This window comes from Exiguobacterium flavidum, assembly GCF_003344535.1.
GTDB lineage: Bacteria > Bacillota > Bacilli > Exiguobacteriales > Exiguobacteriaceae > Exiguobacterium_A > Exiguobacterium_A flavidum.
Window position 1 is genome coordinate 23051 of the sequence record NZ_QPKS01000012.1, and the last position, 21983, is coordinate 45033.

Genomic DNA, 21983 nt, shown 5'->3' on the forward strand with positions numbered 1-21983 from the left:
TTAACGGAAAATCAAAGCAGAGGAATCAGAAGGAGGCGCGACGGGCTTGGCTCAACAGTTACCACCTGAACGGGAACGGCGGATGGTCCGTTTCATTCCTTATATATTGATCGTCGGGCTGCTCCTCGTCATCGCGACCGACTCGTACGTCATCGCGGCTGTCGGGGCGGCACTGACGCTCGTGCTCTTCCTGCTCCATCTGATCGAGGAGCGGCGTGCACGACGGGCATGGCAAGCCTACGTCGGGGATATCGCCTACCAGGTCGAGGACACGGGACAGGACGCGCTGACGAAGATGCCGATCGGCGTCCTCCTCTACGACGAGGAGATGCTCGTGACGTGGTTCAACGACCCGATGCGGGACATCTTCCCGTCACTCGAGATGGGCCGGTCGCTCGACGACCTTTCTTCGCTCTTCGAGGAGATGATCGCGACCGACGAGGACCAGGCGACGCTTGAGGTCGAGGACGAGGTCTACCGCGTCTTCTCGAACCTCGAGAACCGGACGTTCTACCTGTTCGACATGACCGAGGAGGCGCAGGTCGAGCAGCAGCTCGTCGACAACCAGACCGTCATTGGCATCGTCTACCTCGACAACTACGACGAGATGACACAAGGGATCGAGGACCAGCTGCGCAGTGAGCTGAACAGCCGTGTCGCCTCCCTGCTCAACCAGTGGGCGTCAGAACACGGGACGTACCTGAAACGGACGGCGTCGGACCGGTATTTCATCGTCACGACGGAAGAAAATCTGCGCTTGCTTGAGAAGTCGAAGTTCGGCATACTGGACCAAATCAGGGAAAGTACGGGTGAACGCGGCGTCCAGTTGACGCTGTCGATCGGAATCGGCTGCGGGAGCAACCCGATCCCTGAGCTCGGGCTGATGGCCCAGAGCAGCCTCGACCTCGCTCTCGGGCGGGGCGGCGACCAGGTCGTCATCAAACGGGACGGCAAGGTGCGCTTCTATGGAGGCAAGACCAACCCGACGGAGAAACGGACACGGGTGCGGGCACGCGTCATCGCGAACTCGCTCCGCGATCTGATGAAGGAATCGAGTCGCGTCCTGATCATGGGACACAGGCATCCTGACATGGACGCGCTCGGCGCTGCGATCGGCGTCCTGAAGCTCGCCGAGATGAACGACAAGGAGGCGCACATCGTCCTGCCCGAGTCTGAGATCGGACCGGGGATTAGTCGCCTGATGGCGGAGATCCAGCAAGTGCCGCAGCTCGACAGCCGATTCATCAACGCCTTCCAGGCGGATCAGCTGATCGACGAACGGGCGCTCCTGATCATCGTCGACACGCACAAGCCGTCGTTCGTCGTCGTGCCGTCACTGCTCGACCGGTTCGAACGCACGGTCGTCATCGACCATCACCGCCGGGGTGAGGAGTTCGTCGACGAACCGGTGCTCGTCTACCTCGAGCCATACGCGTCATCGACGTCCGAGCTCGTGACGGAACTGATGGAATATCAGCCGTCGAGCGAGAAACTGACGATGCTCGAAGCGACGGCATTGCTCGCAGGCATCATCGTCGATACGAAAGGCTTCACGCTCCGGACAGGCTCGCGGACGTTCGACGCGGCATCATTCCTGCGCTCACAAGGCGCGGACACGGTGCTCGTCCAGGATTTCCTGAGCCAGGACCTCGCGACGTACGTCGAGCAGTCCCATATCGTCGAGCGGACGGAACTGTACCGCGACGGCATGGCGATCGCGACGGCGGAGCCGGGTGTCGTCCACGATCAGGTGTTGATCGCCCAGACGGCGGACCAGCTGCTGACGCTCAAAGGCGTCCGTGCCTCGTTCGTCATCGCGGAATTGCAAGACGGGCGGACCGGCGTCAGTGCCCGGTCGCTCGGGGACGTCAACGTCCAATTGATCATGGAATCGCTCGGAGGCGGAGGTCATTTGACGAACGCCGCGACCCAGATGTCCGAGAGCGTCATCACGGTGGCCGATACGCTGCGTAAGGCGATCGACACCTATTTAGAAGAAGAGACAAAAGGAGAGGAAACAGAATGAAGGTCATTTTCCTGCAAGATGTAAAAGGACAAGGCAAGAAGGGTGAAGTCAAGGAAGTGGCGGACGCATACGCGAACAACGTCCTCCTGAAGAAGAAGCTCGCACGCGCTGCGACGACCGGGAACCTGAAGGCGCACGAAGCGAACGAACGGAAGGCTGAAGAGCTCGCGAAGCAGGCCGTCCTCGACGCAGAGGCGCTCAAAGAGAAGATCGAAAAGGAGACGATCGTCGTCAAGACGAAGGCGGGCGAAGGCGGGCGTGTCTTCGGTTCGGTGACGAGCAAGCAGATCGCCGACGCCCTCAAGTCGATGGACTATAAGATCGACAAGCGCAAGATCGAACTCGAACATCCGATCAAGGCACTCGGTTTCACGAAGGTCCCGGTCAAGCTCCACAGTGAAGTGACAGCAACGCTCAACGTACACGTCCAAGAAGCATGACGAGAAAAGGGGACCGGTGATGAGTGAAGTGATGCAAAATACGCCGCCCCATAGCATAGAGGCGGAACAGGCCGTGCTTGGGGCGGTCATGATCGACGCCGATCGATTGATCAGTGCGTCGGAGCGGCTGCTCCCGCACGATTTCTACCGGGCGGCCCACCAGAGGATCTTCGAGGCGATGCTCGTCTTGTCGGACCGGGGCGAGGCGATCGACCTCGTCACCGTGACGGCAGAGCTCGACGCGACGGGGATCCTGAACGAGATCGGCGGGCTCGCCTATCTCGCTGAACTCGCGGAAGGCGTGCCGACCGCGGCGAACATCAACTATTACGTCGACGTCGTCGACAAGAAGTCGACCCTCCGCCGTCTGATCCGGACGGCAGGCGAGATCGTCACGGACAGCTATGAACGCCAGGACGAGGTCGACGTCCTACTCAACGAGGCGGAACGAAAGATTCTCGAGGTCTCGCAAGGGAAGGGAAGCGCGAGCTTCATCCCGATCAGTGACGTCCTGACGAGCGCCTACGCGACGATCGACAAGCTGCATAAGCAGTCGGGCGAGACGACAGGGATCCCGACCGGATTCCGCGACCTCGACAAGGTGACGGCCGGTTTCCAACGGAACGACCTGATCATCGTCGCTGCCCGTCCGTCCGTCGGTAAGACGGCGTTCGCCCTCAACATCACGCAGAACGTCGCGACGCGGGCGGACGAGAACGTCGCCATCTTCAGCCTCGAGATGGGCGCGGAGCAGCTCGTCATGCGGATGCTCTGTGCCGAAGGGAACGTCGACGCGCAGCGTCTTCGGACCGGCCAGCTCGAGGACGAGGACTGGGGCAAGCTCTCGCTCGCGATGAGCAATCTGTCGCGTGCCGGCATCTACATCGATGACACGCCGGGCATCCGGGTCAATGACATCCGGGCGAAATGCCGCCGCCTGAAGCAGGAGCACGGCCTCGGCATGATCATGATCGACTACCTCCAGCTGATCCAGGGGAACGGCCGCTCGAGCGACAACCGCCAGCAGGAGGTCTCGGAGATCTCCCGCTCGCTCAAGTCGCTCGCGCGGGAACTCGAAGTCCCTGTCATCGCGCTGTCTCAGCTGTCGCGTGGTGTCGAGAGCCGTCAGGACAAGCGTCCGATGATGTCCGATATCCGGGAGTCCGGGGCGATCGAGCAGGATGCCGACATCGTCGCCTTCCTGTATCGTGACGATTACTACAACAAAGAGACGGAAGACGCGAACACGATCGAGATCATCATCGCGAAACAGCGTAACGGTCCGACCGGTACGGTCAAGCTCGCCTTCCGTAAAGAATTCAATAAGTTCGTCGACCTCGAGCGGAGCGATTCCTACGCGCCGCCTGCCTGACGAACAAGAAGATCGCTTTCCATCCGGAAGGCGGTCTTTTTTCGTGTTATCTTGAATCTGAACGATTGAAATGAAGAATAATCGATTATTAAACGAACGAATACGAATCTTAATATATTAATGTTCGGTATTTGGTTGACTTCTTCTGTTAGCCGCGATACACTAGACCATGGTTTTGAATCGTACGTGGAGGTGGATGAAATCATGTCATCAGTAGTAGTCGTAGGTACCCAGTGGGGAGACGAAGGAAAAGGGAAGATCACCGATTTCCTCTCGAAGCAGGCAGACGTCGTCGCGCGTTATCAAGGGGGAGACAATGCCGGGCACACGATCGTCTTCAATGATCAGACATACAAGTTGCATTTGATTCCATCAGGGATTTTCTATTCGGATAAGAAATGTGTCATCGGGAACGGCCTCGTCGTCAACCCGAAGTCGCTCGTCAAGGAACTGAACTATCTGCATGAGCGGGGCGTCTCGACGGACAATCTGCTCATCTCGAACCGGGCGCACGTCATCCTGCCGTATCATCAGCTGCAGGATCAGCTCGAAGAGGAAGCGAAGGGCGACGCGAAGGTCGGAACGACGCTCAAGGGAATCGGTCCTTGCTACATGGACAAGGCTGCCCGGATCGGTATCCGGATGGCGGACCTGCTCGACAAGGAGACGTTCGCCGAGAAGCTGAAGAACGTGCTCGACCAGAAGAACCGGATGTTCACGAAGATGTATGACGCGGAACCGATCGCGTTCGAGGACATCTTCGAGGAGTACTACGCATACGGACAGGAGTTCGCGAAGTACGTCTGCGATACGTCGGTCGTCGTCAACAACAGCCTCGATCGCGGGGAGAAGGTCCTGTTCGAAGGCGCGCAAGGCGTGCTGCTCGATCTCGATCACGGGACGTATCCGTTCGTGACGTCGTCGAACGCGTCAGCTGGCGGCGTCGCCTCAGGCGTCGGTGTCGGCCCTGCCCGGATCGACCACGTCGTCGGCGTCTGCAAGGCGTACACGTCGCGCGTCGGTGACGGTCCGTTCCCGACGGAGCTGTTCGATGAGATCGGCCACCAGATCCGTGAAGTCGGCCGTGAATACGGCACGACGACAGGCCGTCCGCGCCGCGTCGGCTGGTTCGACTCGGTCGTCGTCCGCCATTCGCGCCGCGTCAGCGGGCTGACGGATCTCGCACTCAACTCGATCGACGTCCTGACGGGCCTTGAGACGCTCAAGATCTGTACGTCGTATGAGTTCAAGGGCAAGCAGATCGACGAGTATCCGGCGAGCTTCCGCGACCTCGAGGCATGCGTGCCGGTCTACGAAGAGCTTCCGGGCTGGAAAGAGGACATCACAGGCATCCGCCGCTTCGAGGATCTGCCGCTCAACGCGCAGAACTACGTCAAGCGGATCGCGGACCTGACGGGCATCTCGCTCGTGACGTTCTCGGTCGGACCAGGCCGTGAACAGACGGTCGTCCTGCGTGACCTCTACGAAGAAGCATGATTTGCTGACAAGGCGCCAGTCTTCTCCATCCGGAGTGGACTGGCGCCTTTTTCATTCACTTCGGGAGTGCTGACGGACGTTCTCTTGATACAGAGATTTCACCATCTGAAACGAAATAGCGTATACTGAAAAGGAAGTTTCACGTGAAACAACCGGCGCGAAACCTCTGTTGAAGAGAAGACGAGTGGCGACGGGCAGTTTCCGGCGCCACCTTTCTATATGCAACGAAAACAGGTAAAATAGGTTGAATAGAAATTTTTAAGGGGGATGACCCAGTGATCGATCGTAAAATCCTCGTCGTCGACGACGAGCAGCCGATTGCGGATATATTGAAGTTCAAGCTTGAAAAAGAAGGATACACGGTGTTCGTCGCAAACGACGGCGTCGAAGCGATCGAGAAGGTGGAGGAAGTCCATCCTGACTTGATTCTGCTCGACATCATGCTTCCGTTGATGGACGGGATGGAGGTCTGCCGAGAAGTCCGGAAGAAATACGACATGCCGATCATCATGCTGACGGCGAAGGACTCGGAGATCGACAAGGTGCTCGGACTCGAGCTCGGCGCGGACGATTACGTCACGAAGCCGTTCAGCTCGCGTGAGTTGCTCGCACGCGTGAAGGCGAACATGCGCCGTCATGCAATCGTGCCGGTCGAGGAAGAGGCGGGCCCGGGCGAGAACGATCTCGCGATCGGGGAGTTGCTCATCCATCCGGATTCGTACACGGTGACGAAGCGGGAAGACAAGATCGAACTGACGCATCGTGAGTTCGAGCTGCTCCACTACCTCGCCCAGAACATCGGCCAGGTGATGACGCGGGAGCATCTGCTCCAGACGGTCTGGGGATACGACTACTTCGGCGACGTCCGGACGGTCGACGTCACGGTCCGCCGCCTGCGTGAGAAGGTCGAGGACAACCCGAGCACGCCGACGTACATCATGACACGTCGCGGTGTCGGGTACTATCTCCAAGACGGGGAGAATGAATAAGCATGCTGAAAGGGACGAACTTCTTTAAATCCATCCAGTGGAAGCTGGTCGTGATCTATGCGCTCTTGATCCTCGTAGCGATGCAGGTCATCGGCGTCTATTTCGTTCGTTCCCTCGATAAGCAATATGTCACTAACTTCTCGAAGTCTGTCGAAGACCGGGCCGGACTTGTCGCGTACAACGTCGGCAAGGAATTCGACAAGGCAGGCGACGATGAAGCCTCTAAGCGGCAGTTGGCCCTCTCCTTGGACCAGCTGCTGTCTGAGTTTAGTAACAGTGCGACGTCGAGGAACGACATCCTTGAAGTACAAATCATCGATTCAGACTCGGTCATCCGCGCGACCTCGGACGAGGGCAACCGCGGGGCGATCGGGCAGCGGGCGACGAACTCGCTCGTCAAGAAGGCATTCGCGACGAGTTCCTCGAAGTCCGACACGGTCCTCGACCCGACGACCGACGAACGGATCCGCGTCTTCGCGGTACCGGTGACGTCAGAGCAACGCGACGCGACGATTGGGATGATCTATGTCCGGGCGTCGATGGAATCGATCTACTCCCAGATGGAGCAGGTCACGCGCATCCTCGCGACCGGGACGATCATCGCCCTCGTCATCACGTCGATCCTCGGCGTACTGCTGTCGCGGACGATCACGCGTCCGATCTCCGACATGCGGCGCCAGGCGATCGAGATGCGAAAAGGGAACTTCTCGCGCAAGGTAAAGGTCTACTCGGATGATGAGATCGGCCAGCTCGCCCGTTCGTTCAACGAACTGACGGATGAGCTGCTCGAGGCGAACGCGACGACAGAGGCGGAACGCCGCAAGCTGACGAGCGTCCTCGAGAACATGACCGATGGCGTGATCGCGACGGACCGGACGCTGCGCGTCATCCTGATGAACGACCAGGCGAAGGACATCGTCGGCATCGAGGAGGAGAGCACGGGGACGAACCTGAAGGAGCTGCTCGGACTCGGCGACGACTTCATGATTCCGGACGACGGCACGATGCCGCCGCGTCTGCTCGACTTCTCGAGCGACGAGGAGCTCTTCCTCGTCCGGGCGTTCTTCTCGCCCGTCAAGAAGCACAGCGGCCCGGTCACCGGGATGATCGTCGTTCTGCATGACGTCACGGAGCAGGAGCAGGTCGAACAGGACCGCCGCGAGTTCGTCGCGAACGTCAGCCATGAGCTGCGGACGCCGCTGACGACGATGCGGAGCTATCTCGAAGCGCTCGCTGAAGGAGCCTACCAGGACGAGGAGCTCGCCCCGCGTTTCCTTGAGACGACGCAGAACGAGACGGAGCGGATGATCCGCCTCGTCAACGATTTGCTTCAGCTGTCGAAGATGGACAGCAAGGAATACAAGATGAACAAGGTCCGCTTTGACTACATCCAGTTCCTGAGCGACATCATCGACCGGCATGACATGACGAAGCCGGAGAAGATCCGCTTCCGCCGCAAGATCATGAAGCGGAAGGTGTATGTCCGCGCCGACCAGGACAAGATGATCCAGGTCGTCGACAACATTTTGACGAACGCCATCAAGTACTCGCCGGAAGGCGGGACGATCACCGTCCGCACGATGCTCCGGGCGAAGCGGATCGTCATCAGCATCAAGGACGAGGGCGTCGGCATCCCGAAGGCGAACCTGCAGAAAATCTTCGAGCGCTTCTATCGTGTCGACAAGGCGCGGGCGCGCAAGATCGGCGGGACGGGTCTCGGTCTGTCGATCGCGAAGGACGTCGTTGCCGCCCACAGCGGAGACATCTGGGCTGAGAGCGAATGGGGCAGAGGGACGACGATCTACTTCACGCTTCCGTACGAGGCGATCGAAGAGGTGGACGAATGATCAAGATCGAACGCTTCAAGAGCTTGTTCTTGTTCCTGCTCGTCGTCGTCTCGATCGCACAGACGGCGACGCTCTGGACGTATCGTCCGAGCGGCGATCCGATCGAGCAGGAGCAGACGAGCCTCAACCAGATCGATGCGTCGAAGACGCTCGAAGGAAAACAAATCACGTACCCGGAGCAATCCGTCTATACGGCAAAAGGCGAATCATACGCGACGCGGCTCAGCGGACGGACGATCCTCAGCCGGATCGGTGCTTCGTTCAACATCGGCTCCGTCTCCCTGACGGACAAGGCGACGGTCATCCCGAGCAGTGAGCGCGTCGTCGAGATCGACTTCGCGTCCCCCGTCTCGGCCGGCATGATCAGCGACCTGATCGGGGAGAAGAAAATCGCGATGGAGGAATCTGTCGCGCGCGTCCACCTGCTCGAATATGACGGACCGATCCTGCGTCTTGAGACAGAGACTGGACGGTTCAAGGACTTTCATCTGAACGGGGACGACGCCGTCCTGAAGCGGCTGTTCGCCTACGACAAGAAGCAACCTTTCCGTAAGATCACGCTCGAGAGCGGCAGATACTTCTATGCGCCGAGCGGAACGCTCCGGCTCGAGGAGCTGCTCGTCTATGATGACGTCGAGAGCAGCCCGACACCGATGAACCGGATCCGGGCGGCCTTCTTCCCGGACAATCCGAACGTCCAGCAAATCCGGAGCCGGGAAGGGCAGGACGTATTGACCGACGGTGTCAGCGCGGCGACCTATGACCGGTCGTATAACGCGTTCCGCTTCAACACGCTCTCGCCGAGCGCACAGAGTTCGAGCGACATCGACTACGCGAGCCTGGTCAACTATGTCAACATCCACGGCGGCTGGCTCGAGCGCTCGACGCAAAAGAGCGGCTTCCAGTTCTATTATGATGGGACACAGCGCCTGCCGGAGGCGAAGAAGCGGACGACGTTCCGGCTCCACCTCGGCAAGTATCCGGTCTTCGCGACGACAGGGACGATCCTCGAGATGCCGAACTTCGACCTCGCGACGATCGTCATGACGTACGACGAGAACCAGGTGCGCTCACTCAGCCGCGGCTTCCTCCGTTCGGACCGGAAGCTCGTCCTGCGCGAGAAGCTGCTCCCATCGATCGACCGGGTCGTCGCAGACCTTCGGGCGAACGAGATGTTCAGCCAGGTCGAGGAGATCAAGATCGGCTACCAGATGACTTATACGGCGTCACCGAGCCGCTACGCGTTCCTCGAACCAGCCTGGTTCGTCGAGCGGGACGGCGACTGGGACGCCCTGCAATACACGCAAAACGAAGCGCAAGGGAAGGTGATGTTCAATGGACTGGAATAAGGCGAAGACGCTTCTGATCCTGACCTTCCTCATCCTGAACGCCTACCTCGCGATCCAGCTGATCGAGCGGACGACCGAGCCCCGGCTCGTCTCGTCGACGACGTCAACGGTCGCGAGCGTCCTCAAGGAACGGAAGATCGACGAGAAGACGCTCCCGAACGCTTCGAAGGAGATCGGCTATCTGACAGGTGAGATCGACACGTCGAGCTTGAAACCGGATGAGGCATCGGGTCTGTCAGGCGCCGTCACCTCGATCAGGAACAAGGTCGAGTGGAACATCCGGCTTGCGAACCCATATGCCCTCGACACGAAGGCGATGCGGCAGTCGGCGACGAAGTTCGTCCAGGAAAACGTCAAGCACGGAGCCGAGTACAGCTTCTGGAAGTACGATAAGACACGGGACGAGATGACGTTCGTCCAGACATACCGCGGACAGCCGCTCTACTCGACGTCCGCAGAAGAGCGGGGGACCGAGGATATGATCGGTCCGTCGCTGCTCGTCATCCAGCTCAGCGACGGCAAGGTCATCAGCTACAATCAACGGCACTTGACGGAAATCGTCCGCCAGAACCAGGACGTGACGCTCCTGTCGGCGAGCGAGGCGATCGTCCAGCTCTCCGAGAACGGGCACTTCCCGCCCTCGAGGAAACTGACCCGGATCGAGCTCGGCTACTTCTGTCTCGCGACGGACGGGACGCAAGCCGTCCAGATCCTGCCGCCGACGTGGCTGATCGAGCTCGACTCGGAAGTCTTCTTCGTCAACGCGATCGACGGCGGCGTCCAGACGATCGAGCAGCTCGACGCCGTATCGAAGAAATGAGGAATGTACGATGAGCTTACACTATAGCGTGCTCGCGAGCGGATCGACAGGAAACGCCCTGTACATCGAGACCGAACAGGCGAAGCTCCTCGTCGACGCAGGGCTGACGGGCAAGGCGCTCCTCGCCCTGTTCGACCAGATCGAGCGGACGCCGCACGGAATCGACGGGTTGTTCGTCACCCACGAGCACTCGGACCATATCAAGGGCGTCGGCATCGTCGCCCGCAAGTACAACATCCCGATCTATGCGAACGCGAAGACGTGGGAGGCGATGGAGGCGAAGATCGGCAAGATCGATCCGGCCCTGAAGTTCCACTGGGAGATCGGCGAGCTCAAGCAGTTCGGCGACATCGAGGTCGAGTCGTTCGGCGTCAGCCATGACGCGGCCGAGCCGATGTTCTTCCAGTTCGCGCACGACGGCAAGCGTCTCGCCCACATCACGGACACGGGCTACGTCTCGGACCGGATGAAGGGCGTCATCCGCGGCGCCGACGCCTACATCTTCGAGACGAACCACGACATCGGGATGCTCCAGATGGGCCATTACCCGTGGAGCGTCAAACGACGGATCCTCGGCGACTACGGCCACGTCTCGAACGAGGACGCGGCGATCGCGATGAGCGAGGTCATCGATGAACGGACGAAACGGATCCACATGGCCCACTTGAGCAAAGACAACAACATGAAGGAACTCGCGCGGATGAGCGTCAGCCAGACGCTCGCGAGCCGCGACGTCGACCTGAAGAAGATCCAGCTGCTCGACACGGATCCAATCATCCCGACGCCGCTGATCCGGCTCTGATTATGGGAAATCATCAAAGATGCTCAAAATACCCCCACATTTGGCTAACTCGCCGAGTGATGGGGGTATACTTGTTCTAGGAACCATGCAGATGAGGAGTGAACGCGATGGATCGACCAGACGAACCAAGAGATCAAGACCCGTATAGAGAGAATCGGGAAGACCCGTACCGGACGGACAGCGGATTCCCGCCGCGCCAGCCGCTCGGCGGACAGGAAGAGATGGACGAACGGAGACACGAAGAACCGCGCAAACGGGGGGGAGGTCGCGCCTTCTTCCTCGGATTGCTCGGGGGGATATTAGGTGCGCTCATCCTGATCGGCGCGTTCTATCTCCTGCGCGATCAGATCCTGCCGCAGGCGACGAACGATGCGAAGGTCGAGACGGCTGTGACGACGAGCGCCTCAGAGGACGACATCGTCGGCGCCGTACAGAAGACGAAGGAGGCGGTCGTCAGCGTGACGAACCTCCAGAGCTCGCTCTTCTCGGGCAACGCCGAGGAGACGGGGGCAGGATCAGGCGTCATCTACAAGAAGGATGGTGACAAGGCATACGTCGTGACGAACAACCACGTCGTCGAAGGGGCGAGCGAACTGTCGGTGACGCTCGCTGACGGGACGGCGCTCGACGCGAAACTGCTCGGGGCGGACCCGACGTACGACCTCGCCGTCCTGCAGATCGACTCGAGCAAGGTCAAGCAGGTGATCGAGCTCGGCGATTCGGACAAGCTTCGGGCGGGCGAGACGGTTCTCGCGATCGGCAACCCGCTCGGCGTCTTCGCGAACTCGGTGACGCGCGGCGTCATCAGCGCGCAGGAGCGGACGGTGCCGGTCGATACGAACAAGGACGGGCAGGAGGACTTCAACACCGAGGTCATCCAGACGGACGCCGCGATCAACCCGGGTAACTCGGGCGGGGCGCTCGTCAATACGAACGGTCAGCTCGTCGGCATCAACTCGATGAAGATCGCGGAAGCGAGCGTCGAAGGGGTCGGCTTCGCGATCCCGGTCAACGAGGCGCTCCCGGTCATGCGGGACCTCGAGAAGAACGGCGAGGTCGTCCGGCCGCAGCTCGGTGTCCAGATCCGGGACATCAACGAGTTGCCGAGCGGCTACCTCGAGGAGAAGCTCAACCTGCCTGACGGCGTCAATAACGGATTGCTCGTCGTCGGTCTGACATCGAACAGCGGTGCGGCGGACGCGGGCATGAAGGAAGGCGATGTCATCGTCCAGGTCAACGACACGAAGATCAACTCGTTCGCAGACCTCAAGAGCGTCCTCTATCGCGAGGCGAAGATCGGGGATGAAGTGACGGTCATCTTCTACCGCGACGGCAGCAAGGAGCGGGCGAAGGTGAAGCTGTCGGCACAGAACGCGGTCCAGCAGTGACATAAGTCAGGACTGCTCAGATTTGTGATACAAATAACTGAGGAGCAGTACTTCGAGGGACGGCAAAACGCCGTCCTTCTTTTTTGGTATACTGAGAGACGGAAAATACTGTGGATAACGACAAAAGGAGAGATGGATTGTGGATAAGTATGTATGTTTGGAACATGTGGAACTGGCAATGGACGAGATCGTGGACGAGACGGAAGAATACCCGATTCTTGAGGAGCTAAACACGGAAGAAAAGAAGACGTGTGAATATTGTCCACAACCTGCCGTATATGTTGTGTCAAGCAAAAAATAAATCTCAACATGTGGATTTGTGGATAACTCTGTGGATAACTCCTGAATTTTCAGTCAGAAAGTGAGAAACTCATGAATATTTCAATTATCACGGTCGGCAAGCTGAAAGAGAAATACTTGAAACAAGGCATCGCCGAGTACACGAAGCGCCTCGGAGCCTACTGTACGATCAACGAGATCGAGGTGCCGGACGAGAAGGCGCCGGAGCAGCTCAGTGAGGCCGAGATGCTGCAGGTGAAGAAGAAGGAAGGCGAACGGATCCTTGCGAAAATCGGACCGGACGTCCATGTGATTGCGCTCGCGATCGAAGGCAAACAGCGGACGAGCGAGCAGTTCGCGAGCGAACTCGATAAACTCGCGACCTACGGCAAGAGCAAGATCGCTTTCGTCATCGGCGGCTCGCTCGGTCTGTCGGAGGAAGTGATGAAACGCTCGGATGATACGATCTCGTTCTCGAAGATGACGTTCCCGCACCAATTGATGAAGATGGTGCTGTGTGAGCAAATCTACCGGGCGTATCGAATCAATCGGGGCGAGCCGTATCACAAGTAAATGAGGTGTATGAAGGCTCTGCAATAGTCGAATTGCAGAGCCTTTATTGATGAGTCTTAAAGGAGAAAAGTCTACTTTCATTGCAAGCAAAAAAACAGGCTCAATAGTAACACGAATAAGTTTAGCTCGGTTTATACTACGCTTAACTCATCCTGAATAGAAAGGTTGGAAAACAAACATGAATAAACGTAAACTCGGAAATACAGGCATCGAAGTGTCAGAGATCGGTTTTGGAGCGTGGCAGTTAGGTAATGAAAAAGACTGGGGCAAGATGACAGGTACAGAAGCGATCCATCTAATTAAACAAGCAATGGATGAGGATTGCACGTTTTTTGATACGGCACCAAACTATGGAGCTGGTAAAAGTGAAGAGCTCATCGGGAAAGCCATTAGAGGAAAACGGGATCAAGTTATCGTCAGCAGCAAAGGTGGACATCATTCAAATGGAGAACTGAACTTTGACCCGAAACAATTACGGCTATCTGTCGAAAGTAGTTTAGGCAGATTACAGACCGATTATTTAGACTGCCTCTTATTACATAATCCTCCTTTCTCGACGCTAACTAATGAATCCCCGCAGTTTGAGTTACTCGAACAGCTAAAAGCTGAAGGGAAAATTAGAGCCTACGGGGCTTCGGTTGATACGGGGAAAGAAGTGATTGAATTAATCAACCATACCGACAGTCAGGTGATCGAGGTCATGTTTAACCTGTTTCATCAAGAACCAGGCGAGTCGATCAAGCTAGCTCATCAACAGGGAGTCGGCATCATCGGCAAAATTCCACTCGATTCAGGTTGGTTGACAGGAAAGTATGATCGTCATAGTACATTTAGCGGGATTCGGGACAGATGGAGTGAAGAAGAAATTCAGAGAAGAGCCCAATTAGTAGAGAAAGTTCGTCTCATTCTTGGAGAAGAAGTTTCGATGGTACAATCGGCTCTCCAGTATATTCTTTCCTTCAAAGAAGTGTCTACCACCATTCCTGGAGCCAGAAATCTTACGCAGCTACGACATAATCTGTCCGCATCAGAAGGCGAGCTATCGATTAGAGTGTTACATAAGCTCCATAAACTATGGGAAGAAGAAATAAGTGATTCGAAGCTACCGTGGTAATTGAAGAAACTCGGCAGGTGTATCGGTCATATCCAATCAATCGAAGTGGAACGCATCATAAGTAAGTGCGGTTTTCCCGCTAAAAGAAAAAAACGCGATTGTCCCTAAAGGATTTCATTGATCTCCTTCAGGGACAATTTTGCTTTTAATGAATCGATTTGTGTTTCTGACACTGATAGCTCTTAACTTGGAATCCTATCAAAAACTCCTGTCTCTATCGCTTTCAATGAACAGGTAATTTATCCGGATTCATGATGATATACATTTCGACTATTTTTTCATCACGAATGTAAAAGCTGAGAACACTTTGAATCTTCCCATTCATGTAGATCACGACTGCCGGTTGAAGATTGACGTTCTTGATTTCAAAGAAGAAGTCTTCCGGGGCCTTCTTCATCACCCCGTACAGCAAGGCGAGGACGCTCGAGACGGATACGATCGGACGCACCGCAGCTGTGACTTTTCCACCGCCGTCAGAGAACAGGGTCACGTTTTCTGATACCAGGTCTAACAGGACATCCATGTCTTGCATGTTAAACGCTTCTACGAATCGCTCGATCAGGGACGCGTTTTTTTCAAAGTCCAAGCTTTCACCTTCTACATCGGAGATTTTTTGCTTGGCCCGGCTGAAGATTTTTCGGCAATTGTCTTCTTTCTTTCTGATCAGGTCCGCGATTTCTGCGTAAGAGAAGTCGAACACCTCCTTAAGCAGGAGGATGGCTCGTTCGTCTGGTGTCAAATGCTCCATCATGCGCAAATAGGCGATGCTTAATCCTTCTTTCTGCATCAGCATTTCAGAGGGATCGAACGCCTGAACCTTCTCGAGCAATAACGGTTCCGGATTCCACGGACCTATATATTGTTCCCTTTTGTGACGTGCAGACTTTAATACATCGAGACAGCGGTTCGTCATCATTTTACAGAGATATGCCTTCTTGAACTCCACGTTGCTCTTGCTCAATTGGTACGCTTTCAGGAAGGTCTCTTGGACGAGATCTTCTGTTTCGACGACTGAACCTAACATTCGATACCCGATCGAAAACAGCAACGGCCTAAATTGCTGATACTCTTGCTCCGTGATCTGCACGATTTCTCCTCTTCTCCTCTAAAATGACTTCTTCCGCTGCCTGTTTTCCGCTGCTGACGGCTGCATCTGACAAAATCGAGTGCGGGGAGGCCCAGTCTCCTGCGATATAGACCCCCGGGATTCCTGTTTTGAAACGCTGCAGTTTTTGTTCATCTCCGACTTGGGGCAAGCGTTGGTTCACCGTGATGTCAGGGATGAAACGTTTTGTGATCATATATTGCTGCCATCCTGGCTGCAGCTGATCTAAGAATCGTTTCAGCTCGTCTTTGATGCGTTTCTCGTCTACCTGGTCAGCTGGATGATGATATTTGAATACATGGAGCACGACATTCTTCGGGTCGTCTGAAAGGCGGGCATAGGTCGAATGGACGGAATAGTAGAGGGGATCCGTGATACCCATGGCGAACAGATTGTTTGGGTTAGGAAGCTGCGTTAAAGCTAGATCGAGCGTTGCGCCTCTGACGGCGATTATCTCGCCAAGAAATCGTTTCTGATCAAGATGAACGTTGTCATCCAACATCTTGGCGAGCTCCTGAGGACCGGTTGTACAGATTATATACTTCGTGTGAATGTCTTCGTCGTTAGCCAAGATCAATTTAAAATGATCCTGTTCAAGAGGAACGATCTGTTTGACGGGAGTGCGTGTTCGAACCTGGACGCCTGAGTTGACTGCCTTGCTGTGCAGTTGATCGATGATCGTCTGCCAGCCTCCGTCTAGATAGAGTACCCCTTTCATCGCCTGTTTCATGCTCGATAACATGACTTTCGCGCTTGCCGTTTCAGGGGCATTGCAATACGTGGAAAGCCTGCCAAGCACGTGCAGCAACTGCTTGCATCTTTCAGAGTAGGCTACTTGCGTGACCCATTGCTGAAAGGTTTGCTCTGCTAAATTGTCAGGATTTGTATTCATTACCTTCCATAACACCGCTATCCATTCCATACGTTCTCTAGGGTTCAAGAGACGTGTCGTAAAAAGTTCCAAAGGCGAAAACGGAGCGGCATATTCGAGGTCGTTTTCAACCAATATTCCGCCGACTTTAGGGGATTTTCCGCTAAGACGAATACCTAATTCTTCGAGGACGGACTTGGCGATTCCTTTTTTCGCAAGGGCGTGCGGACCTACGTTCAAATACTGCTGCTTGATCTTATTCGTACCCGCCCGTCCTCCAAGGCGTCCTCCTTTTTCGAGCACCAATATGGATAAATCCGTGCGGGCCAAATAAGTGGCAGCCACATATCCGGCTAGTCCACCACCAACAATGACGATGTCCCATTTCTCAGTCATATGATGACCTCCTTAAGTTCTTTTACAACTTAAGACGACAGAGGATCGATGGATGTGACATGGTTTTGATTGCTTGCGAGAAAATATATAAACATTTATAGAGAATGAGGATGCTTTCCGAAAAATCTATCTCGTTAAATCGAAATTCATATAATACTACAAAGGATAAAAATGTATAATAGGTAAAGGATAAAAATTACATATTTCGTGAGGAGATACGAATTTGAAAAAACTGATGGCAACGATTGTAGTTGTGGTATTGACGGTCGTGATAGCGGGTGCAGTCATTTGGTCTCAAATGAAGCCGCTTGGAGTCACCACAAGTAAGAGCTCCAGTACCTCTTTAGTGCAGGATAGAATATTGGAACTGTCAGAGCTCGCAACGCTGAAGTACGAGTACAGCGAAGTCATCGTAAGTCGCACTGATAGGAAGGTCCCTATGACAGATATTAAGTTTGCTGAAGCGATCAAGCTCATTAGGTATTCCGGTTATCTGAAGGCAGGGACTGACCTTTCGAAAATTAAGTTATCGTATGATGAGACGGATGACCGTATGTCAGTTCGAGTTCCGAAATCCGAAATACTGGATAATGTGGCTGAGACCGAAAAGGCGAAAGTGGAGGACGTTAAAGGTAGTATTTTGTCTGACTATCCCTCTCAGACGATTTTCGATGAAATAAACACCAATAAAGAAAAGATGGAAAAGAAGAAAATCAGCCAAGGATTTTTAGACGAAGCGGATCAAGCGACAGAGAAATTATTGACTTCTTTCTTGAACTCAAATGGATATAAAGACGTTGTGATCGAGTTTTATTAATGTGACCTGATTTCCTTGAACAGTTCCATAGGTTCATTGAATCTCATGCCAAAGGGGAAATATGCATTGAGGATGTAGATTTTCTATTCTGTTTCCTGCCGCATTAAGACATTCTAAGCTTTAACGATGATTTATTTTGTTTTTATAAGACAGCCGTTCAATCGTGCTGTCTTTTGTTTTGTCTAATTTAGTTGTAATTGCTATATATTGGTTTAAAATTGAAGATAAAATACATGTTAGGTGGGGTGTGTAATGGGCTTCCAAAAGTGGATTCGAATTTTGATACCTGAGCTGCAACTGATTGATTTCGTAAAAGAAAAAGGATTCGCGAGCAAGAAACAGCGAATCGGCAAACAGGCTCAAACGATGGTGAGTGCTGGGGCATTGAGAACTGACTCGATTAGTGGAGGCCCACAACATGTCCCCCATTCTGTAGGAGCGGTTGGGGAAGTAGTCAAAGATGCGAAGTACGGTATAAAGCAGATGGGATTGAATCGATCGAACGAGGAACTGGATGTTATTTTTCAGGAGATCAAGCAGGAGCTGAATGCCCGGATTTTGAGACAAGGCTCTTTCATTGATGAGCTATCAGTTGCATATAAGAGCGCATTTTTCAAGAGAGAGAAAAACAAAATCCAAAACACCATCCTTCTTGCGGGACCAGCAGGAACTGGGAAGTTTACGACAGTCGAGCTACTGGTCGACCAGCTCTATAAAAAGAAACTCGTTCCTTACAGACGGGTAACTACAATCGATTTGAAGAATTACGCGAAAGAAGACGTTCACAGTAATTTTGTATTGGATTGTTTTGCGGCTTTTGAGTATGGGATTGGCACCGTCTGCTTTACAGGTTGGGAGAACGCTGATGATGAGGTGTTGAAGTATATTTCTCGTCTCGTCCAGCAAGGGTTTTTCAGGACTTCAAACAGTCAAATGATCGAGGCCGCCAACTATTTTCTCATTTTTTATTGCGATGTCGATCTAAAAGAAGAGGTGCATGGGAAACTGCCTGCTGAAATAGCGAATAAAATTCCTGTTCCTATCCTGAAGGAAATACAATCTTACGCTATTTCAGCACCACTGATGCCGAGCGATGTCGAAGCTATTTTAAAAGCGAAGCTCGAGATTGCTTCCCGTAAGCTTGAAGTTCAGACGCAGTTGAATGTCTTGATTGAACGAGAGGTGTTTGCCGGACTGGTCGAACGAATCATGATTACGAAAAAATATGGTGAAGCTATCGAGCAGCTAGTGGAGAAGGATTTTTATAAGGGGCTTGTAGATTTAAGATCAAGAGGCCATTTACTGGTGGGGGACTTTATTCAGATTCAGTTGCAAGGGGATGATCTATCGGCAGTGAAAGGGCAAAAGACTTTCCTGTTGAAGACGATTCCATTCGTAGAAGAAGAGAAGATAGAAGACTTACTTGATGAGCTCAATCGTCTGACTGGTTTGGACGCAGTGAAAAGAGCGGTACACGAGCTGTTGGAAACGGTGAAGGCAGAGAAGATGAGGGAGGAAGCTGGACGCAGACAGTCCGGAAAAATGACGATCCACATGGTGTTCACCGGAAATCCGGGAACTGGTAAAACAACCGTCGCAAGGCTGGTGTCGCGGATATTGAAGGCGATGGGGCTGCTTTCGCAAGGACAGCTCGTAGAAGCATCAAGGCAAGACCTGGTTGGAGAATACGTTGGATCTACTGCCCCTAAGACCAATGCACTCATTGAACAGGCGCTTGGGGGTGTCCTCTTCATTGATGAGGCGTATTCCTTGTCACGGAATAAGCAGGATCCGTTTGGTCTGGAAGCCATTGATACTATGGTCAAGGGAATGGAGGATCACCGTGACGATCTGGTCATCGTTCTTGCGGGTTACACGAAAGAGATGGAGGAATTCCTGAAAATGAATCCTGGTCTTCAATCAAGATTCCCTTATCTTATCGAGTTCCCGGACTATTCTTCCGAAGAGATGTTCGAGATTTTGGAAGGGATGGTGAAAGCAAAAGGCTTCAAGATTGAAACAGGTCTGGAAGAAGGTCTCCTCGAGTTGTTTGATTCAAAACAGATTTCGGGCCGTAATGATGCTGGAAACGGGCGTCTGGTCCGGAATATGTTGGAGGATGCAATTCGGAAACAGGCGGTGCGCCTGAATCAAAAAACAGGCATACGGGACTACGAACTTTTAGCCGCTGCAGATTTCGGCATCGCTAAGCGTCCGAGTTTTGAGCTGGAGCCGGCATTTGAAAACATTATCGGTCTCGATACCGTAAAAGAATTCATCAGAAGCTTGGAAAAACAAATTCGCGCAAATGACAAGAGGAAAAAGGCTGGGATCCGGACGGAACAAACTCAAACGCTGAATATCATCTTCTCAGGAAATCCGGGAACTGGAAAGACTACGGTTGCGCGAATGCTCGCTGAAATGCTCAAGTCGCTGGGATTGCTGAAAAGAGGGCACTTGATTGAAGTGGACCGGAGTCAGCTCGTTGCCGAATACGTAGGACAAACAGCGGTCAAAACTACAGAAATCGTCCAATCTGCTTTAGGAGGAGTGCTATTCATCGACGAAGCATATAGTCTGGTCGAAGAAGGGGGGCAAGGCGGAGGTTTTGGGAAAGAGGCGATTGATACTCTCGTCAGACTGATCGAAAATCATCGGCAGGACCTGGTGGTGATTTTAGCCGGATACACCGATGAAATGGAGAAGTTTTTGCGGAGCAATCCAGGGCTCGGTTCCCGCTTCCCTATGAAAATCGAATTCCCTGACTACACAGCGGAACAACTTGTCGACATAACGAAAATCCAAGCGAAGGCAAAGGGGTTTGAGCTTGATTCGGACATGCTCGTGACATTAGCTCAATTTTATGAAAGAAAACAGATACCAGGTAAAAACGACAGTGGCAATGGGCGTCTCGTAAGAAATATGCTGGAATCTGCCATCAGGCATCAAGCAGTCAGAATAATGGAGGACGAAAACGTCGACCAGGAACAATTGAATCTACTGGGCATCGATGATTTCGGTTTGATGAATGAACGACCGTCAGTCAATGCGCTAAAAGAACTCGATGCGGTTGTCGGGTTGGATGAAGTCAAGATGTTCGTCCGTTCGCTATCGGCGCAGGTCGAAGTGGCGAAGAAAAGGAAAGCGATCGGTCTGCCGGACATGGGTGCTCAATCTTTGCACATGGTGTTCAAGGGAAACCCGGGGACCGGGAAAACTACGATTGCGCGAATCCTGGCTAAAAGGATGAAGGAGCTTGGCGTCATCAAGCTGGACCATATCGTGGAAACGGACCGCTCTGGACTTGTAGCGGGGTATGTTGGTCAAACAGCTCTTAAAACACGCGAAGTTCTCGAGAAGGCATTAGGTGGTGTTCTGTTCATTGATGAAGCTTACGCTCTGATTGGTGAGGGACAAGACTTCGGTCAGGAAGCAATCGATACGATCGTCAAATTCATGGATGACCATCGTGAAAATATGATTGTGATCTTGGCGGGCTATGAGGATGACATGGAAAACCTGCTAAATTCGAACGCCGGGCTACGCTCCAGATTCCCGAATGTGATCACCTTCCCTGATTATTCAGTTGACGAGCTTGTAGAAATCAGTGTTCTTCTCCTGAAACCAAAGGGGTATGAGTTGAGTGTTGGTGGAGAAAAGGCCATAAGAGGAGTGTTTGAAGACATGGCCGGAGAAGATTCTTCAGGAAACGGACGTCTTGCGAGAAATATTTGTGAGGCCGCCATTCGACGACATGCGTTGAGATTAAGTGAGATGGAAGAGCCGTCTAGGGAGGATTTGACGTTGTTGACGGTCGAGGACTTTGTACAAGCGGGAGGTGTTGAAAGGTGAAAAAAATCATTCGAATATTGTGGGCGCTCTTCTTCTATGTCCTTCTTTTCCCTGTCTCGATTCTGATGATCGTAATCGGTCCTTTGATGTCATTCACAGATATGCTGGATGTCTATAAATTGGGGGCGCCAAGACTTGATCTTGGACTGAGCATTATTGCTATCGTTGGGTTCATTCTGTTTTTATCGATGAAGTATTCCTCTTTGAATTGGATCTATCGTAAGTTTCCGGTCCTCTTGCCGTTTTTTCAAATGTGTTTCCTCAGCTTCATCATCATGCAAATCAGCTTGATGTTTGCGAACCTGTGGGCGGATGACATGCTGATAGGGAAAACTGTCGCAATGGGATTGACAATCCTTACGATCGTAATCGGACGAGTCTTTTTATCCTATTGGTACTATAAGTATCCGATTAGCTATAAGATGATGCGCTAAGGAGGAGCTATG

18 protein-coding genes are annotated in these 21983 nt (G+C 53.6%); 16 read left to right on the forward strand and 2 right to left on the reverse strand.

The features are described from left to right. Positions 1 to 82: 82 nt before the first annotated feature. From DFG60_RS11515 to DFG60_RS11575, 13 genes are all read left to right on the forward strand, one after another. Entirely contained in the window at positions 83 to 2026 is a 1944-nt protein-coding gene (locus DFG60_RS11515) for a DHH family phosphoesterase (protein WP_114571976.1), read from the forward strand. Continuing rightward, entirely contained in the window at positions 2023 to 2466 is a 444-nt protein-coding gene (gene rplI / locus DFG60_RS11520) for a 50S ribosomal protein L9 (protein ID WP_114571921.1), read from the forward strand. The genes DFG60_RS11515 and rplI overlap by 4 nt, the downstream gene beginning before the upstream one ends. Before the next feature lie 19 nt (positions 2467 to 2485). Continuing rightward, positions 2486 to 3838 (forward strand): replicative DNA helicase, encoded by a 1353-nt coding sequence (dnaB, locus tag DFG60_RS11525; RefSeq protein WP_114571922.1) that lies wholly within the window; start codon positions 2486 to 2488, stop codon positions 3836 to 3838. A gap of 204 nt (positions 3839 to 4042) precedes the next feature. After that, the gene (locus DFG60_RS11530) at positions 4043 to 5335 is read left to right on the forward strand and encodes an adenylosuccinate synthase (RefSeq protein WP_114571923.1); all 1293 of its coding nucleotides are present in this window, start codon (positions 4043 to 4045) and stop codon (positions 5333 to 5335) included. A 278-nt stretch (positions 5336 to 5613) separates the two neighbouring features. Further along, on the forward strand, positions 5614 to 6324 hold the full coding sequence (gene yycF / locus DFG60_RS11535) for a response regulator YycF (RefSeq protein WP_114571977.1): 711 nt from the start codon (positions 5614 to 5616) through the stop codon (positions 6322 to 6324). Between the two features lie 5 nt (positions 6325 to 6329). After that, positions 6330 to 8171: a cell wall metabolism sensor histidine kinase WalK gene (gene walK, locus DFG60_RS11540; RefSeq protein WP_408608667.1), complete on the forward strand. Its 1842-nt coding sequence runs from the start codon at positions 6330 to 6332 to the stop codon at positions 8169 to 8171. Continuing rightward, entirely contained in the window at positions 8168 to 9520 is a 1353-nt protein-coding gene (yycH, locus tag DFG60_RS11545; protein ID WP_114571925.1) for a two-component system activity regulator YycH, read from the forward strand. Before walK ends, yycH begins: the two co-directional genes overlap by 4 nt. Continuing rightward, positions 9507 to 10340, forward strand: coding sequence for a two-component system regulatory protein YycI (locus DFG60_RS11550; RefSeq protein ID WP_114571926.1), 834 nt, complete (start codon positions 9507 to 9509; stop codon positions 10338 to 10340). The genes yycH and DFG60_RS11550 overlap by 14 nt, the downstream gene beginning before the upstream one ends. 10 nt (positions 10341 to 10350) lie before the next feature. Next, a complete protein-coding gene (locus DFG60_RS11555) occupies positions 10351 to 11142 on the forward strand; it encodes an MBL fold metallo-hydrolase (RefSeq protein ID WP_114571927.1) in 792 nt (263 codons plus the stop codon). 107 nt (positions 11143 to 11249) lie between these two features. Then, positions 11250 to 12530 carry a S1C family serine protease gene (locus DFG60_RS11560; protein WP_114571928.1) on the forward strand — a complete coding sequence of 427 codons (1281 nt, stop codon included), beginning with the start codon at positions 11250 to 11252 and terminating at the stop codon, positions 12528 to 12530. Positions 12531 to 12669: 139 nt separating this feature from the next. Next, positions 12670 to 12831 (forward strand): CxxH/CxxC protein, encoded by a 162-nt coding sequence (locus tag DFG60_RS11565; RefSeq protein ID WP_114571929.1) that lies wholly within the window; start codon positions 12670 to 12672, stop codon positions 12829 to 12831. A gap of 71 nt (positions 12832 to 12902) precedes the next feature. Further along, positions 12903 to 13382 carry a 23S rRNA (pseudouridine(1915)-N(3))-methyltransferase RlmH gene (gene rlmH / locus DFG60_RS11570; RefSeq protein WP_114571930.1) on the forward strand — a complete coding sequence of 160 codons (480 nt, stop codon included), beginning with the start codon at positions 12903 to 12905 and terminating at the stop codon, positions 13380 to 13382. A gap of 178 nt (positions 13383 to 13560) precedes the next feature. After that, a complete protein-coding gene (locus DFG60_RS11575; RefSeq protein WP_114571931.1) occupies positions 13561 to 14496 on the forward strand; it encodes an aldo/keto reductase in 936 nt (311 codons plus the stop codon). 223 nt (positions 14497 to 14719) lie between these two features. On the opposite strand, the gene DFG60_RS11580 is transcribed toward DFG60_RS11575, so the two are convergent. Then, complete coding sequence (locus DFG60_RS11580; RefSeq protein ID WP_114571932.1) at positions 14720 to 15583, reverse strand: RNA polymerase sigma-70 factor; 864 nt, start codon at positions 15581 to 15583, stop codon at positions 14720 to 14722. Further along, positions 15549 to 16868 carry a phytoene desaturase family protein gene (locus DFG60_RS11585; protein WP_114571933.1) on the reverse strand — a complete coding sequence of 440 codons (1320 nt, stop codon included), beginning with the start codon at positions 16866 to 16868 and terminating at the stop codon, positions 15549 to 15551. Before DFG60_RS11585 ends, DFG60_RS11580 begins: the two co-directional genes overlap by 35 nt. A 223-nt stretch (positions 16869 to 17091) precedes the next feature. Between DFG60_RS11585 and DFG60_RS11590 the strand changes: the two genes are divergently transcribed. The 3 genes from DFG60_RS11590 to DFG60_RS11600 all read left to right on the forward strand — a co-directional run bounded on the left by DFG60_RS11590 (position 17092) and on the right by DFG60_RS11600 (position 21971). Then, positions 17092 to 17685, forward strand: a complete 594-nt coding sequence (locus tag DFG60_RS11590) for a DUF4230 domain-containing protein (protein ID WP_114571934.1) — start codon at positions 17092 to 17094, stop codon at positions 17683 to 17685. 252 nt (positions 17686 to 17937) lie between these two features. After that, positions 17938 to 21537: an AAA family ATPase gene (locus tag DFG60_RS11595; protein ID WP_114571935.1), complete on the forward strand. Its 3600-nt coding sequence runs from the start codon at positions 17938 to 17940 to the stop codon at positions 21535 to 21537. Then, a complete protein-coding gene (locus tag DFG60_RS11600; RefSeq protein WP_114571936.1) occupies positions 21534 to 21971 on the forward strand; it encodes a hypothetical protein in 438 nt (145 codons plus the stop codon). Before DFG60_RS11595 ends, DFG60_RS11600 begins: the two co-directional genes overlap by 4 nt. Positions 21972 to 21983 lie beyond the last annotated feature (12 nt).